Below are 15168 nucleotides of genomic sequence, written 5' to 3' on the forward strand. Positions count from 1 at the left end.
AATGTTTCATAAAACACGGATTAAGCTTACTATTCTAAATTCGTTAGTCTTTATTTTGCTTATTGGCATATTGGGAAGCATTATTTATGCTTTTGTGCGGCAAAATCTATATTCAGATGTAGATAGGTCTTTACTACTGTCCATAGAACACAATGAAGGTCCAATCCCTGGCTTAGAAGTTCCACCGAGAGATCCGCGGATTACAGTATTAGTATGGACTAAGGATAACAAGATTATTGATCCTCCTCATGCTCCACCGCAAATGGATTTCTTTAAACAACATGAATCTCTCCTCATTCCTAAATCGTTTCAAACGTTACAAGATATAAAAATTGATAATTTTTATTTTCGCACTGATACAATATTAATAGAGTTCCAAGGACAACCTGTAAAACTTCAATTTATACGAAATATAAATGCTGAAAAATCCACGCTTAGTATGTTATTAATTATAATGGCTGCGGGTTGTGGTATTGGGAGCATTTTCGCCATTATTGCCGGGTTCTTTCTAGCAGAAAGAGCATTACGTCCTATTAAAAAGGCATGGGATAAACAACAGCAATTTGTTTCAGACGCCTCTCATGAGCTACGCACACCTTTGGCGGTTATCCAATCAAGAACCGAGTTATTGCTTCAGACTCCGTCCGCCAAGATTGAAGAAAAAATTGTTCATATCTCTACTATTTTTGGAGAGTGTCGCCGCTTGTCTAAACTGGTAGGCAACCTTTTAACTTTGGCACGATCAGACTCAAACGAAGTGGAAATAGAAAAAAAAGAATTTTCTTTAGATAAGTTACTAGCAGAAATTGCAGAACACTATTCGGAAGTAGCAGCCTATCAAGGAAAAGAAATCTGTTTACTAAGTGGTCCTCGTATTACTTTGATAGGCGATAAGGATAGAATTCATCAATTGATGGTCATTTTACTGGATAATGCGATGAAATACACAAGCAATGAAGATGGAAAAATTACACTTTCTTGTTATGAAACAAAGAATCATATTGGTATTACGGTTGAAGACAACGGTATGGGAATAAAAGAAGCGGATATTCCGCATATTTTCAATCGTTTTTATCAGGTGGATAAATCCAGGAAAAAATCTGAAAGTTTAGGATTGGGACTTTCCATTGCAGCATGGATTATTGAAAAACATCATGGAAAAGTAAAAGTGCAAAGTAAACTGGGAGAAGGGACTCGCTTTGACATTCTTTTTTCAAAGCGTAAATTGATATAAACGTTTGCCGGCGAAAAAACAACGATCTCCACTAAAGGAGCACGAGCTAACCAAAATAAATACAGCACTGCCCTTAACCAACTGCTGCAAACACATGGAGACTGGCTAATGAAAAGAGCGGAGACCGCTTTAAATGTATTGAATGAAACCAATTATCCCTCATTCTGCCGGAAAGCAGCCAAAAAGGGTACGCTCTGTCATGGAGATAGCGGCCCAAAAAATTTTGTCCTAACTAACCAGGGGAATTATCTGATTGATTTTGAGACATTACGTGTTGAATTACGTATCTATGACCTGTTTCGCCTGATTCGTCTCACCTGTAAACGTGAAGGATGGGGGTTCATCAACGCGCGTGCGATTCTTGACGGATATCAAACGGTTTCAAAGCTTGCAAGCATTGAATATGATTTGCTGAAAATTTGGCTTCAATTTCCCTATAAAGCATGCAAACTGCTTGCTTCATACGAGAAAGCAGGTCAGAAGCGCAGGCGGCTTATCGAACATAAACTGGAAAAATCATTGAAAAACGAGCGGTACATTTCCGGCTTTTTGAAGGATTTTGATAACTACATGCATAGGGAGTAATTAGAATGCGATGAGGCTCGCTTTCGCTATATTTTTATGTTCGAATCCACGCACAATAAAGCGTTTTCTTAAAATTATTTAAAAGTTCAATAATAACAACTATAATTAGAAATATCTGTGATATGTTTGGTTTGTGACATGTTCCACATTTACATGTTAGGGGATGAAACATGTAATCTTTTCAAATAACTTCCTTATGCAAGCAGGAAATACCAAGCTCAAGTGTAAGTAAAGCAGCCAATTTAAAAATGGAAGCAAATGGGGTGTTGTTTTGAAGGATCGAAAACAACTGGAAGAAATGTGGAAAAGGCTGATCTATGTTAAAAAGATTGACCCAAAGTTGGATCCGTTAGTCAAAGAATCCTGGCAGCGCTCTCTATTTTATGAAGTCGATCCTTTTCAAAAAAAGGGGAAACGAATCTTAACGTGTTCACAGCTTAAGCAGATAAAAAAGGAGAACGACGAATTTTTTTCCATTTCCCTGTCTGTTATGGAGAGTTTATACTCTTTTGTAAAGGGTTCCGGATTTCTTGTCATTCTCTGTAATGAAAACGGTTTCTTGATAAAGGTGATCGGGGACGAAGAGCCGCTGGAGCATGCAAGGAGTATCGATTTCGTGGAAGGGGCCGATTGGAGTGAAGAATCGATGGGAACCAATGCAATTGGAACCTGTCTCAAATTGAACCAGCCTGTTCAGATTTGTGGTGCCGAGCATTTTACCCAAATATGCCAAAGCTGGACGTGCTCAGCAGCTCCTATCCATGACCCTTCGGGAAAGCTTATTGGTGTCTTGAACATGTCCGGACCGTTTGAGCAAGTTCATTCTCATACTCTGGGAATGGTTGTTTCGGCTGTTCAGGCGATCGAACAGCAACTAAAATTGATCGATAAATCAAGGAAAAACGAGGTCATGCAAAGTTATATAGTAGCCACCATCAATACAATGACGGATGGTGTTCTAATCACCAATCAACAAGGATTGATACTAAAAGCGAACAACAGTCTGCTCCGATTATCAGGACGAAGTGAATCGCAAATTGTTGGACATACGCTGGACATCTTATTTGAAGGGGAAACGATACTGGAAAAGGCATTGGACAATCCAAAGACCATCCACGAAGAAGTAAATGTAAAACAGGCGGACAGCGGGCAGTTCGTCCCATGTTTGCTGCATGTTAAGCCGATTTATCATCCGAATGGAGAATGGATGGGGTCAATGATTTCCTTAAAGGAAATTAAGAGTGTCCGTAAATTTGTTAATCAAATTACAGGGAGTCAGGCTAAGGTTACCTTTTCAGATATCATCGGCTCTCACCCGCTTTTCGTGGAGTGTATAAAAGAAGCCAGATTAGCGGCTCGCTCGGACAGTACGGTGCTGTTGATGGGAAAAAGCGGAACCGGAAAGGATCTTTTTGCCCAGGCCATACACCAGGAAAGTGAACGAAGCCATAAACCTTTTATTGCGATCAATTGCGGTGCCGTTCCTAGAGATTTGCTTGGCAGCGAACTGTTCGGTTATGTTGAAGGAGCCTTTACCGGAGCGAGGAAAGGAGGCAGTGCCGGAAAATTCGAGTTGGCGGACGGAGGAACCCTATTTCTTGATGAAATAGGAGAGATGTCTTTGGAAATGCAGGTCCTTCTCTTACGGGTCTTACAAAATCGGGAAGTGATTCGTATGGGCGGACATCGGGTGATTCCGGTGGATGTCCGAATCATAGCTGCGACCAATAAGGATTTAGAAGAGGAATTGAGAAAAGGTCATTTTAGGGAAGACTTGTTTTACCGCTTGAATGTGATGCCTATTAAGATTCCGGCGCTGCATCAACGTAAGGAGGATATTCATCTGCTTGCCAGAAGTTTCTGCCAAAAGCTTAGCAAGAGGCTGAACAGGAATATCGAGGAAATTTCTCCTGAACTCATGCAGCAACTGGAGGCGTATGACTGGCCGGGAAATGTACGGGAACTGCAAAACGTATTAGAACGAACCATTCTTCGCTCCCAGGGGACGGTTCTATTACCGGAATATTTGCCGGCAGAACTGCAGTCCCGTTCACAACTGGAAAACCAGGTAGGCAGGCTTCCATGGAAGGAAGAAATGAAAAAACAAGCACTGGTTCGGAGCATTGAACAGTGCAGAGGAAATCTAAAAAAAGCGGCGATTCACCTGGGTATTTCCCGAAGCACGCTTTATCGCCAAATGGAAAGGTACGGATTACGGTCATCCTCTTAGTGTCCCACTTTGTGTCAATGTGTCCCTTTAGTTTAATGGGACACGTGTCCCAAAGTGGGACATTTTTTTTTTTGCGTATTATGTGCTTATCATGCCAGGACGGGGTTACAAGGACAGGAGCGATGGGGTTTTTGATCATGACAAAGGTTATTGGCATACTTCTTGCTCTGGATATAACGTGAACAAAACGTGAAGGAGGAAATTCAGATGTCAATCCCAGTGGATCACATGAAGTGGATGTACGAAACGATGTACAAAATTCGCTATTACGAGGAAACCATGGTTCAGGCTTATACAGAAGGAAAGCAGCCTGTCTTTAATATTGGTTCAGGCCCGGTACCAGGAGAAATGCATCTGGCACCGGGTCAGGAACCGGCCGCCGTTGGTATATGCGCACATTTACGTCCGGAGGATACGGTCGCATCCCCGCACCGACCTCACCACCATGCTATTGCGAAAGGTGTCGATCTTAATCGCATGACGGCTGAAATATTCGGCAAAGTCACGGGCTTAGGCAAAGGAAAAGGCGGTCACATGCACTTGTTTGACCCGGCTGTGAAATTTTCTTGCGGAGGAATTGTTGCTGCAGGGATGCCGCATGCTGTCGGTGCGGCATTGGCTGCAAAAATGAAAGGGAAGGATTGGGTTGCCGTCGCTTTTATTGGGGAGGGGGCGGCTAACGCCGGTGCTTTTCATGAATCTCTAAATCTGGCAGCTTTATGGAAACTACCGTTTATCGTTGTAATCGAAGACAACTCGTATGGAATTTCCGTTCCCAAGAAACAATCCACTGCCATAGCCTCCAATGATTTACGGGCATCTGCTTACGGTATTCCAGGTTATCTGGTAAAAGATAACGATCCGCTGGAGATGTACCGAGTTTCGGAGGAAGCGGTATCGAGGGCAAGACGCGGAGAAGGTCCATCCATCATTGAAATCGAAACCGATCGGTATCTTGGCCACTTTCAGGGAGATCCCGAGCTGTACCGCGACAAGCAGGAAGTACCTGGACTGCGCCAGAGGGATCCGATCGGACGGTTAGAAGCAAAGCTGCTGCAGGAAGGTGCTGTAAGCAAAGATGATATTGAACTGATGCAAACCCGTGCAAAAAAGGCTGTCGATGATGCCTATACATTTTCCAGAGAGAGTGCTTATCCCGCTCCTCAAGATGCCTTGCAAGACGTATTTGCCTAAGAAAAGTAGTGACAGAGAATTCTAGTAGAAAGGAATGGTGTAGATGAAAACGACGGAAAAACGATTGCTGACAGGGAATAAGGCGATGGCTGAAGGGATTGCTTTAGAAATGGAAAGAGACCCGAACGTGTTTGTACTGGGAGAAGACGTGGGTAAATACGGCGGGATTTTTGGTTCTACAGAAGGGTTGCTTGATAAATTCGGATCCACGCGTGTACTCGATACGCCAATATCTGAAACCGCATTCATTGGCGCTGCAATCGGTGCAGCAGCAGAGGGTATGCGCCCGATTGCTGAATTAATGTTTGTAGATTTTTTCGGCGTCTGCATGGATCAAATCTATAACCATATGGCGAAAATCCCCTATATGTCTGGGGGAAATGTAAAGCTTCCTATGGTTTTGATGACGGCAGTAGGAGGAGGTTATAATGACGCAGCCCAGCATTCACAAACGTTATACGCGACATTCGCTCACTTGCCGGGAATGAAGGTGGTGGCCCCTTCCACTCCTTACGATTTAAAAGGGATGATGATTTCCGCCATTCGCGATGATAATCCCGTCCTGTTTATGTTCCATAAGTCGTTACAGGGACTAGGATGGATGGATCAAATCGATGCCTCCCTGGGGCATGTTCCTTCCGAGGCTTACACGGTACCGTTAGGGAAGGCCAATATTATTCGAGAGGGAAGCGATGTCACCGTTGTTGGGCTTCAGATGACACTTCATTATGCTTTAGAGGCAGCGCAGAAGCTGGCGGAACAGGGGATCGAGGCTGAAGTCATTGATTTAAGATCACTGGTACCGTTGGATAAGGAAACCATTATCCAATCGGTTAAAAAGACGCACCGGTTGGTTATTGTCGACGAAGACTATCTGTCTTACGGGATGACTGCGGAGGTATCCGCCGTCGTTGCCGAGCACGCGCTGTATGATCTAGCGGCACCTATTCGCCGCTTGGCAGTACCAGATGTTCCAATTCCGTACAGCAGGCCATTAGAGCAGTTTATTCTTCCGAGCCCCGCCAAAATTATCGAAACGGTTTTGGATTTAATAAACGAATAAAATCATACAGTTCCAGCGATAGGAGGGAGATTTGGTGTATTCTTTCGTCATGCCCAGAATTACAGAAGAAAAAGTAGAAAGTTTAATTGTTTTCTGGCACAAATCGGAGGGGGATTTGGTAAAGAAAGGAGATGTTCTTGTCGAAGTCCAGACCGAAAAGGCAGTATCCGAAGTGGAAGCGCCGGTCAGCGGCCGGTTGGCAACCATTAACGCCAAACGTGGCGATGTTGTCGCTGAAGGTCATGTGCTTGCTGTAATTGAAGAGATGGAGGAGCATCTCGGATCCCAAAAAGAGGTGGCGGCTTCCTCTTCTGTACAGGAACAAGTAACAACGGTAAAAGGCAAACCGGAAGAGAAGAGGACCAATTCCTTTGTACAAGCTTCTCCATTTGTTCGGCGATTAGCTCAGGAGTTGAAAGTCGATCTCGCATCGATTCAAGGCTCGGGCCCTAAAGGCAGGGTTACGGAAGAGGATGTAAGGGCAGCAGCGGGTAATGATGTCGTATCCGGGCAGGAAACAATAAAAGAGCAAGTAAAACCAGATGCTTTGGCCCTTCACACCGGTGCTAACGCAACGCCTTTGGCGAAGAAAATAGCCGATGTGGAAGGAATCCCACTCGATACAATTGCCGGTACCGGTATCCAGGGAAAGGTACGTAAAGCAGACGTTCTCAGCAGCCTCGAAGGCTCAGATAGTACGCAGCTTGCGCAGGGGACAGACGATAGGATTAAAGTGGAGGGAGCGCGCCGCGTCATTGCGCACCGCATGGTCGAGAGCGCCTTTACCGCACCGCATGTGACGCTAGTGACAGAAGTCGATATGAGCGTCTCTATCGAGATGAGAAAGACACTGTTGCCTGTCATCGAGAAAAAGGACGGGCAGCGCCTGTCTTACACGGAGATTATCATGAAGGCAGTTTCCCATGGGCTTATGCTGCATCCAAAAGTCAATGCCTCCCTTCAGGGCGACTATATCGTCTTGCATCGGGATATCAATATCGGCCTCGCCGTAGCTGTGCCGAATGGATTGGTCGTACCTGTCGTCAAACATACGAATAGAAAAGGATTGTCCGATCTCGTTGAGGACTGCAAGAGGCTGGTAGGGCTGGCTAGGGAAAACAAGCTTATGCCAGATGACATGTCGGGAGGAACGTTTACGATTAGCAATCTCGGAATGTATGCGATTGACGCTTTCACTCCGATCATCAATCAGCCGGAAAGCGCTATTTTGGGGGTAGGACGGATTCACGAGAAGCCTACAGGCGTAGAGGGAAGGATCGAACTTCGGCCAATGATGACCCTCAGCCTTTCTTTTGACCATCGCGTGATCGACGGAGCGCCAGCTGCCGAGTTCCTCCAGACGGTAAAAGATGTACTGGAAAATCCTTATCAACTGATAGTGTAGGAGGAAACGATCATGAAATCATACAATGTTGTCGTCGTCGGCGGTGGGCCTGGCGGTTATGTAGCGGCTATCCGCGCGGCAAAAGAAGGACAAACCGTCGCTCTGATCGAAGCGGATCATGTAGGCGGCACTTGCCTCAACCGGGGCTGCATTCCATCTAAAACGCTCCTTCGGCACGCAGAAGTAATTGAGGATATTAAGGCGGCAGAAAACTGGGGAATCCATGCCGGAGAGCTTACCCTTTCCCTGGATAAAATGATGGCTCGCAAAGACCAGGTGATCAAACGCTTACGTACAGGGATCATTTCTTTGCTAAAAGCAGGAAAAGTGGATGTTTACCAGGGGGTAGGAACGGTGCAGCCAGATAAGACCATCATGATTTCGGCAAATGAAAATCAAGTGATTAAGGCTCACTCCATTATCCTTGCGACCGGTTCGGTACCGTTTGTTCCTTCGATAAACGGAATGGGTGAGGTGTCCTACCATACGAGCGATACGATTTTTGCAATCAAAGAAATTCCGGAATCGATCGTCATCGTTGGGGGTGGATTCATTGGGGTTGAATTTGCCTGTATCTTTCAAAGTTTAGGAACGAAAGTAACCGTTATAGAGATGGCTGACCGTCTGCTACCAAACGAAGATCCCGATGCTTCTGCCGCTCTTCGCAAAGCTTTGCAGAAAAAGAACATCACCCTGTTAACCCGGACGACGGTGGCATCAATAGGATTCGGCAAAAACGGAAAGGTGGTTCATGTTACCGATCACGCGGGTAACAGGGATGAACTGATTTGTTCCGAGATTTTGATGGCCGTTGGCCGCAGGCCGAACCTCTCTGGCATCGCGGATTTAAGACTGAAAATGACGGGTCCCTTTGTCGAGGTAAATGATTATTTGGAGACAAGCATTAAGGGAATTTATGCTGTCGGTGATCTCATCGGCGGTTCGCAATTGGCCCATACAGCCAGTGCGGAAGGAAGTGTAGCCGCACTCAATGCATCCGGTCAGCGGATCGCTATGAATTACAAAGTCATTCCTCGCTGTGTCTATACCCAACCGGAAATTGCCAGTGTAGGGCTGACAGAAGAGGAAGCGCGTAAAAAGGGGTATCAAGTAAAAGTAAGCATGTACCATCATGTCGGAAATGGGAAAGCACTTGCCATTGATCGGAAAGACGGTTTTACAAAAATCATCGCGGAGGAAAAATACGGCGAGATTCTTGGTGCTGTGCTTGTGGGGCCGCATGTAACTGAAATGATTTCCACACCCGCTGCCTTTATGCATCTCGAAGGAACAATAGATGAATTGGCCAGTATGATCTATCCCCATCCAACGGTATCTGAAACTATAATGGAAGCTGCCGCAAGCTGGCTTGGGAAGGGAATTCATTCATAAGAAAACCAACATGAAATCATAAATAGATGAGTCCGAGAATCTATGGAAGAGGCTCGGACTCATCTGCATCGGTAGTATAAACAGCACTTTTTCCGTCAATTCTTCCTAGAATTTGCCCTAACACTTCCTGCTGCAGCCATTGAAAAACAAAGATGTCGTCAAATCGATTGATAAATTCAGGGCTAAATCTCTTTTCTAACTGGTTAAGCACAAGATCTTTTAGAAAATCCTGTTCATTCATCCCCCAGTGAGAAGGACGAAGAAACCATAGCAGCTTGCGGATGGCATAGTTAAAGTTTCCATTTGCGTAACTTATAATCTCCTTTGCGCCAAGGTTACTAGTCATAAAAATTAAGGAGTTCCTAAAGTTAATCACTTTTTTTCACGAGGTCATAACCAATAGTCCATTGTCCATTACATTGAGAAGAGAGCAAATGACTTGATCGCTTGCTTTTTCTAATTCATCAAATAGCACAATTCCTGGCTTACTGTATGATCCTTCGATTTTCTGCGGCTTTTTTCTAACGGTTCTTCGACTTTAGTATATTGATTCAGATCCTTTAATTTACTTGTTATAAAGGTCATAATAGGCGCCTCCCATGATTACAAAGGAGGTCAGGCATCAACCCTGACCTTAATTACTTTGTTTTTTTACTTAGCACCGGCGGCTTGTTCTTTCCCTTCATGGGGAATGCCTGCAATTGGACATTCAGATGTACCTACTGTTGATCGCGTAAATTTCTCTGCATTATCCCGTGCTTTTTCTGCGTCAAGCACCCATGTGCGATAGAAATCAAATGGACACTCTGCTACGCCACGATCTCCTTCTCCAGAATTAATGAGCCCAGTGTAGCCACGATGAAGCAGTTTGAATAAGTGATTCTGCGATTGTGCATTTTTACGGAAATCACGGATTTGTGAGATCGAGATTTCGGCGTACTGAACCCCGTTTTCTTCCGTTCCACACTCCCCGAGAGTACGGCCATCGAATCCGATAATGGACGAGTGTCCAAAGTAAGAATACACTCCGTCAAAACCTGTTGCATTAGCCACTGCTACATACGTATTGTTCGACCAAGCCATAGCCCTAGCCATGATAATTTGTTGTTCTTTGGCTGGATACATGTAGCCCTGGCATCTGACAATAAGTTCCGCACCTTTCATGGCGCAGTCACGCCAAATTTCTGGATAGTTTCCATCATCACAGACGATTAAACTTACTTTGAGACCTTTTGGCCCTTCTGCAACATACGTACAGTCTCCGGGGTACCAACCTTCAATTGGACACCAGGGAATTATCTTCCTGTATTTCTGAACGATTTCGCCTTTATTATTCATTAAGATCAGGGTATTGTAAGGAGCTTTATTCGGATGATTCTCGTGTTTTTCTCCTGTTAAAGAGAAAACACCCCAGGTATTCGCTTTGCGGCAAGCTTCTGCAAAGATGGCTGTTTCTTCACCTGGAATAGAAGAGGCGGTGTCATACATTTCTTGTTCGTCATACATAATTCCGTGTGTGCTGTACTCAGGGAAAATAATTAAATCCATACCCGGTAATCCTTGTTTAATTCCAACCACCATATCGGCTATATTACGGCAATTCTCCAGAACTTCGGCTCTCGTATGCAGCCGTGGCATTTTGTAATTCACCACTGCTACGCCGACCGTGTCGTGACTGCTAGAAATGTCTCCATGTCTCATTTGTATACTCCTTTCCCCAATCAAAAAATTATGAGATAGGCAAGTAGAGGCGAATTCCTCAATTCATCTATCTGTCTTTATTTAAAAGCAAGAAGGGTGCCAAAAAAATTTATGTAGGAATATAAGCATTTTGGAATAGGAGAGAAAATAAACTTGTCGTATAGTAAAGCAGTTATTTTAAAAATTATTTAAAAATTCAATAATATCAGCTACAATTAGAAATGTCAGAAATATGTTTAATTTTGCGACAGTGTTTACTATTTATACACTAGGGGATGAAATATGGAACCTGTTCGAATTGGATTTTTGTTTTCCTTGACAGGAACAACTTCCTTGACGGAAGTAGGACAGTATCAAGCCGCTCTGTACGCCCTTAATCAGTTCCAATATGAAAGGGGTAATTTGGATTTTACGTTTACTTATGAGGTACGGGACATACAGTCCGATCCCCGGGAGAGCTATCGCCATGCATTAGAGATGGCCCAATCAGGAATAAAAATTTTTGTCGGTTGCTATACGTCTGCTTGCCGTAAAGCCGTCTTACCTGTTCTCGAAGCGTATGACTGCCTTTTGGTATATCCAACTCTATATGAGGGGCAGGAGATTCATCCAAACGTATTTTACATTGGGGAAGTGCCTAATCAGCAAATTACTTCTCTTCTTCAATTTATGGTGCAACAATTTGGGCGGCGGGTCTATTTAATAGGGAATGACTATATCTATCCACGGTATACTAATCAGCAAATTCGTGAAATGCTACAGAATATGAATGGAGGTGTAGTAGGAGAACAATATGTGCCACTTGGTTACACCCAATTTGTACATCTTTTTCAGGATATTCAACTTGCTTCTCCTCATGTGATCCTCTCTACCCTCGTGGGTGAAAGCGTCTTGCACTTTTATCGAACTTATTATGAATGGGGCTTCAATCCTGAGAAAATGCCAATCTTCAGCCCCATCACGACAGAACTGGAGATTCAGTCTATGGGGACCAAATATGCAGCAGGTCATTATAGTTGTGCAAGCTACTTTCAGTCCATTGATACTGTCGAGAATCGAATGTTTGTAGAAGGAATGAGGAAATTATATGGGGCCAATACAGTTGTATCTTCAGTGATGGCAAGTACCTATTCGGGCGTACAAATGATTTTACATGCTATTGTGCATTTGCAATCTGCAGGGCGAAAGCAGATTTTAAATTACTTGTATAGGAAGAGTTTTTCATCTCCTGGCGGTAGAATTCAGGTGGATTCTAATCATCATATATCACGCGAGGTGAGAATTGGGAGGGCAAATTTAGATGGCCAATTCTCAATTATCTGGAGTTCCAAACAGCCAATACCGGCTAAACCTCTTATGACGAATATGATTCTTAATGAACCGAAAGAGGAATCTATTTGGAAGTCTGTCGTTGAGACGTTAGCCCAGGAAATAAATCATGGTATTGTAGTGATCGATGACGATCGGACAGTTCTATATGTTAATTCGAGTGCTTTCTCCATACTTCGAGCCCAAAAGGGAGATCTACTTGAGGAAGATCACTTGCAAGAATTGGTTTCAACCTATGAGTGGGTTGAACGCTGGATAGATGATGATCGGCGGGTCGGTATCATCTTACTTAAAAAAAAAGAACAGGTTCCTACACTCGGAAAAAAACCGTTGGTTGAGGAATATCAGTTTGGACGGATAGTGACATGGAGCCGCTCCTTTCAAAAGGAACTCCACGTTGCAAAGATTGCTTCTCAATCAGATGCCAATGTTCTGATTTTAGGTGAAACCGGTTCGGGCAAAGAGGTTATGGCGCGCACCATCCATGAACAAAGTCCACGCTGTAAGGGACCGTTTGTCGCTCTTAATGCCGGAGCTATTCCGCGTGAACTCATTTCTAGTGAGTTGTTTGGCTACGTAGAGGGAGCTTTCACCGGCTCAAGGAGAGGAGGAAGTATAGGCAAGCTTGAGGCTGCTGATGGAGGTACCTTATTTCTAGATGAAATTGGCGAGATGCCCTTTGAACTGCAGGTTAGCCTATTGCGGGTCCTTGAAGAACGTAAAGTGGTTCGGATTGGAGAAAATAGGGAACGCCTTATTAATGTGCGTGTAATTGCGGCTACGAATCGGAATCTTAAGGAGCAAATTGCTTATCAAGGAACCTTCCGATCGGATCTTTACTATCGATTAAATGTGTTTACGATTCATGCACCTCCACTTCGCCAGCGGATTGAAGACATTGAATATTTGTCAGCTCAATTTTTAAATCAGATGCAACAGCATTATGGTAAAGGCCCTTTGCTTATCTCACGTTCCGCATTAAAAGTGCTCCAGGAACACCCTTGGCCGGGTAATGTCAGGGAATTAAGAAATATCATTGAAAGAGCTTTTCATCTTGCCATCGATGAACCGGAGATTCTACCGCGTCACTTTCCGGAGGATTTGCAGCATAGTAATAGGGTCGACCTGAAGCCTTCAGCTGTTAATTTGAGAGAGATAGAAAAACAACTGATTGAACAAGTCCTTCATGAATCGTCAAGTGTAAGTGAAGCAGCCCGAAAACTCGGTATAACGAGAAGCACATTATATCGAAAAATGAGTCAGTGGAACATCTATAAGGTAAATAAATCAAGGCCCTTTCAAAATTGAAAGGGGACAATTGTTCGTTTGGTACATCACGTGAGAAAAAGTTACGAGCGTTTTAACCATGTTGCAACGGGTAAGAATAGGATGTAAACGTTTCTTAAGGAGGAAGGGGTATGGAGGTCATTTTCATTGTCTCTTTTTCGGGTGCTATTCTTTTGTGCTTTTTTTGCAGCTATTTTTTAAAAGAAAGTCACAAGATTTTTTCTCTTTTTCTTGTCGTGATGGGTTCTTTGTGTTTATTCTTTGCGGCAGGGATTCTTTCCTTCGTGGGTCTTTACCCTGCTCCATCGGCTCCTTCCACGCCTATTGTAAAAACGCAGCAATCCCAGTCGTTTTCAGCCGAACCTACCGATGTTTTGTCTCTCACGAATTCAAATCCGTCTTTTCCGGCTGACAATAGCAATCGGATCGTTGCAGAGCCCATTCAATCATCAAAAAATCCGGGAAAAAATAATGTCGTTCAACCAAGTCAACCAGTTTCAGTTACATCTGTTAAAAACCACCCTGATGCACCTAAGCAAAAACCTCAACAAACGCTATCATCTTCCGCTAAAAAACAGGCTGTTGGATCGGAAAAAAAACCTGCGTTAAAACTACAGGCTCGGCCAAACGAGGAACAGCCGGCTTCGTCCACTTCCGCGCAAGACCCGGAACCAGGTCAACAAATAAACCAACTACCAAGCCAGCCATCCGCTGATACAAATACAAACACAAACAATATGCAGGACTCACAGACAATAATAGAAACTCAAACTCAGCCCAGAATTTCCTCATCGCCGGCGGAGAATCAAACAAATACAGATACCAATACGAGTTCAAATTCAAATGTGGATACAGGTACAGAGCATAAATAGTGCCGCGATTTTTCTTCCACAGAATCCTCCTCTTTTCGCCACGTGAGTCTATTCCAACATAAGGGGGATTTTTTTCGTGGGAAAAAGGAGTACTGACGCAAAAACAGAATTCTATACATGCGAATAAAATTTTAAGGGTGTGTATCATGATTGAACGGCGGGTGACGAGATGAGTTTTCACGGGCAAAAGATTTTACCGGCAGCCAGGAATATGAAGGATTTTGAGAAAATCGTCCATAGTTCTTATGAGTATGGCGTTTTTTTGGATACTCATATCGCGCAATTAAAAAATTTATATCAAATGGCGCATAAGTATAACAAAAAAATGTTCCTGCACGCAGATTTAATCCAGGGGTTAAAAAATGATGAGTATGCAACGGAGTATTTGTGTCAGGAAATCAAACCATTTGGGTTAATTTCAACGAGAGCAAGCGTCATTATGAAGGCGAAACAAAAAGGGGTGCTGGCGATTCAGCGAATGTTCCTCTTAGATACAAATGCTTTGGAAAAAAGCTATTCCCTCATAGAAAAAACTCAGCCCGACTTCATTGAAGTGTTGCCGGGGGCCATGCCGGCTATCATTACAGAAGTACAGGAAAGAACAGGACTCCCTATTTTTGCCGGAGGGTTAATCCGGTCGGTCGAAGATGTGGAGAATGCCTTACAGGCTAAGGCAACTGCCATTACCACTTCCAATCGAAGCCTCTGGGAGCATTACGCACGCTAAAGAAAATTCTAAAAAAATTGTGAAGATATATTGACGTTTTTTAAAATTTAAATTAACATAATAATCAAGTTAATAATCGTGATGGAGACACGGAGATCCACATCAAATTCCACCGTTTACGGGGGTTTTGTTGTGGATCTCTTTTTTCT

13 protein-coding genes are annotated in these 15168 nt (G+C 43.8%); 10 read left to right on the forward strand and 3 right to left on the reverse strand.

Features of this window, described 5'->3' with window-relative positions; translation table 11 throughout:
* The first annotated feature begins 1 nt into the window (after window position 1).
* From H525_RS0109085 to lpdA, 7 genes are all read left to right on the forward strand, one after another.
* Window positions 2-1234, forward strand: coding sequence for a sensor histidine kinase (locus tag H525_RS0109085; protein WP_027415947.1), 1233 nt, complete (start codon window positions 2-4; stop codon window positions 1232-1234).
* Window positions 1235-1342: 108 nt separating this feature from the next.
* A complete protein-coding gene (locus H525_RS23430) occupies window positions 1343-1819 on the forward strand; it encodes a phosphotransferase (protein ID WP_051330921.1) in 477 nt (158 codons plus the stop codon).
* A gap of 271 nt (window positions 1820-2090) precedes the next feature.
* Window positions 2091-4049 (forward strand): sigma-54-dependent Fis family transcriptional regulator, encoded by a 1959-nt coding sequence (locus tag H525_RS0109095; protein WP_342664281.1) that lies wholly within the window; start codon window positions 2091-2093, stop codon window positions 4047-4049.
* Between the two features lie 207 nt (window positions 4050-4256).
* Window positions 4257-5243, forward strand: coding sequence for a thiamine pyrophosphate-dependent dehydrogenase E1 component subunit alpha (locus H525_RS0109100; RefSeq protein ID WP_027415949.1), 987 nt, complete (start codon window positions 4257-4259; stop codon window positions 5241-5243).
* 43 nt (window positions 5244-5286) lie between these two features.
* A complete protein-coding gene (locus H525_RS0109105; RefSeq protein WP_027415950.1) occupies window positions 5287-6306 on the forward strand; it encodes an alpha-ketoacid dehydrogenase subunit beta in 1020 nt (339 codons plus the stop codon).
* A gap of 49 nt (window positions 6307-6355) precedes the next feature.
* Complete coding sequence (locus H525_RS0109110; RefSeq protein WP_035100498.1) at window positions 6356-7711, forward strand: 2-oxo acid dehydrogenase subunit E2; 1356 nt, start codon at window positions 6356-6358, stop codon at window positions 7709-7711.
* A 12-nt stretch (window positions 7712-7723) separates the two neighbouring features.
* The gene (gene lpdA / locus H525_RS0109115) at window positions 7724-9103 is read left to right on the forward strand and encodes a dihydrolipoyl dehydrogenase (RefSeq protein WP_027415952.1); all 1380 of its coding nucleotides are present in this window, start codon (window positions 7724-7726) and stop codon (window positions 9101-9103) included.
* 40 nt (window positions 9104-9143) lie between these two features.
* On the opposite strand, the gene H525_RS0109120 is transcribed toward lpdA, so the two are convergent.
* From H525_RS0109120 to H525_RS0109130, 3 genes are all read right to left on the reverse strand, one after another.
* Window positions 9144-9479, reverse strand: a complete 336-nt coding sequence (locus H525_RS0109120; RefSeq protein WP_342664282.1) for an AAA family ATPase — start codon at window positions 9477-9479, stop codon at window positions 9144-9146.
* Window positions 9480-9559: 80 nt separating this feature from the next.
* Window positions 9560-9688 (reverse strand): hypothetical protein, encoded by a 129-nt coding sequence (locus H525_RS28960; protein WP_281172595.1) that lies wholly within the window; start codon window positions 9686-9688, stop codon window positions 9560-9562.
* A gap of 66 nt (window positions 9689-9754) precedes the next feature.
* Window positions 9755-10804, reverse strand: coding sequence for an aliphatic amidase (locus tag H525_RS0109130; RefSeq protein WP_027415954.1), 1050 nt, complete (start codon window positions 10802-10804; stop codon window positions 9755-9757).
* Window positions 10805-11086: 282 nt separating this feature from the next.
* Here H525_RS0109130 and H525_RS23435 point away from each other — a divergent pair, with 282 nt between their 5' ends.
* The 3 genes from H525_RS23435 to H525_RS0109145 all read left to right on the forward strand — a co-directional run bounded on the left by H525_RS23435 (window position 11087) and on the right by H525_RS0109145 (window position 15019).
* Window positions 11087-13441 carry a sigma-54-dependent Fis family transcriptional regulator gene (locus H525_RS23435; RefSeq protein ID WP_051330922.1) on the forward strand — a complete coding sequence of 785 codons (2355 nt, stop codon included), beginning with the start codon at window positions 11087-11089 and terminating at the stop codon, window positions 13439-13441.
* 110 nt (window positions 13442-13551) lie between these two features.
* Entirely contained in the window at window positions 13552-14292 is a 741-nt protein-coding gene (locus tag H525_RS0109140) for a hypothetical protein (protein ID WP_027415955.1), read from the forward strand.
* A 169-nt stretch (window positions 14293-14461) separates the two neighbouring features.
* Complete coding sequence (locus tag H525_RS0109145; protein ID WP_027415956.1) at window positions 14462-15019, forward strand: glycerol-3-phosphate responsive antiterminator; 558 nt, start codon at window positions 14462-14464, stop codon at window positions 15017-15019.
* The last annotated feature ends 149 nt before the right edge of the window (window positions 15020-15168 follow it).

It is taken from the genome of Aneurinibacillus terranovensis DSM 18919, assembly GCF_000430625.1.
In the GTDB taxonomy this organism is placed as follows: domain Bacteria; phylum Bacillota; class Bacilli; order Aneurinibacillales; family Aneurinibacillaceae; genus Aneurinibacillus_B; species Aneurinibacillus_B terranovensis.

Excerpts from the sequence above, each read along its gene's own strand:
- H525_RS0109085 (WP_027415947.1), top strand. The coding sequence starts at position 2 with ATGTTTCATAAAACACGGATTAAGCTTACTATTCTAAATTCGTTAGTC.
- H525_RS23430 (WP_051330921.1), top strand. The coding sequence starts at position 1,343 with ATGAAAAGAGCGGAGACCGCTTTAAATGTATTGAATGAAACCAATTAT.
- H525_RS0109100 (WP_027415949.1), top strand. The coding sequence starts at position 4,257 with ATGTCAATCCCAGTGGATCACATGAAGTGGATGTACGAAACGATGTAC.
- H525_RS0109105 (WP_027415950.1), top strand. The coding sequence starts at position 5,287 with ATGAAAACGACGGAAAAACGATTGCTGACAGGGAATAAGGCGATGGCT.
- H525_RS0109110 (WP_035100498.1), top strand. The coding sequence starts at position 6,356 with ATGCCCAGAATTACAGAAGAAAAAGTAGAAAGTTTAATTGTTTTCTGG.
- lpdA (WP_027415952.1), top strand. The coding sequence starts at position 7,724 with ATGAAATCATACAATGTTGTCGTCGTCGGCGGTGGGCCTGGCGGTTAT.
- H525_RS28960 (WP_281172595.1), bottom strand. The coding sequence starts at position 9,688 with ATGACCTTTATAACAAGTAAATTAAAGGATCTGAATCAATATACTAAA.
- H525_RS0109130 (WP_027415954.1), bottom strand. The coding sequence starts at position 10,804 with ATGAGACATGGAGACATTTCTAGCAGTCACGACACGGTCGGCGTAGCA.
- H525_RS23435 (WP_051330922.1), top strand. The coding sequence starts at position 11,087 with ATGGAACCTGTTCGAATTGGATTTTTGTTTTCCTTGACAGGAACAACT.
- H525_RS0109140 (WP_027415955.1), top strand. The coding sequence starts at position 13,552 with ATGGAGGTCATTTTCATTGTCTCTTTTTCGGGTGCTATTCTTTTGTGC.
- H525_RS0109145 (WP_027415956.1), top strand. The coding sequence starts at position 14,462 with ATGAGTTTTCACGGGCAAAAGATTTTACCGGCAGCCAGGAATATGAAG.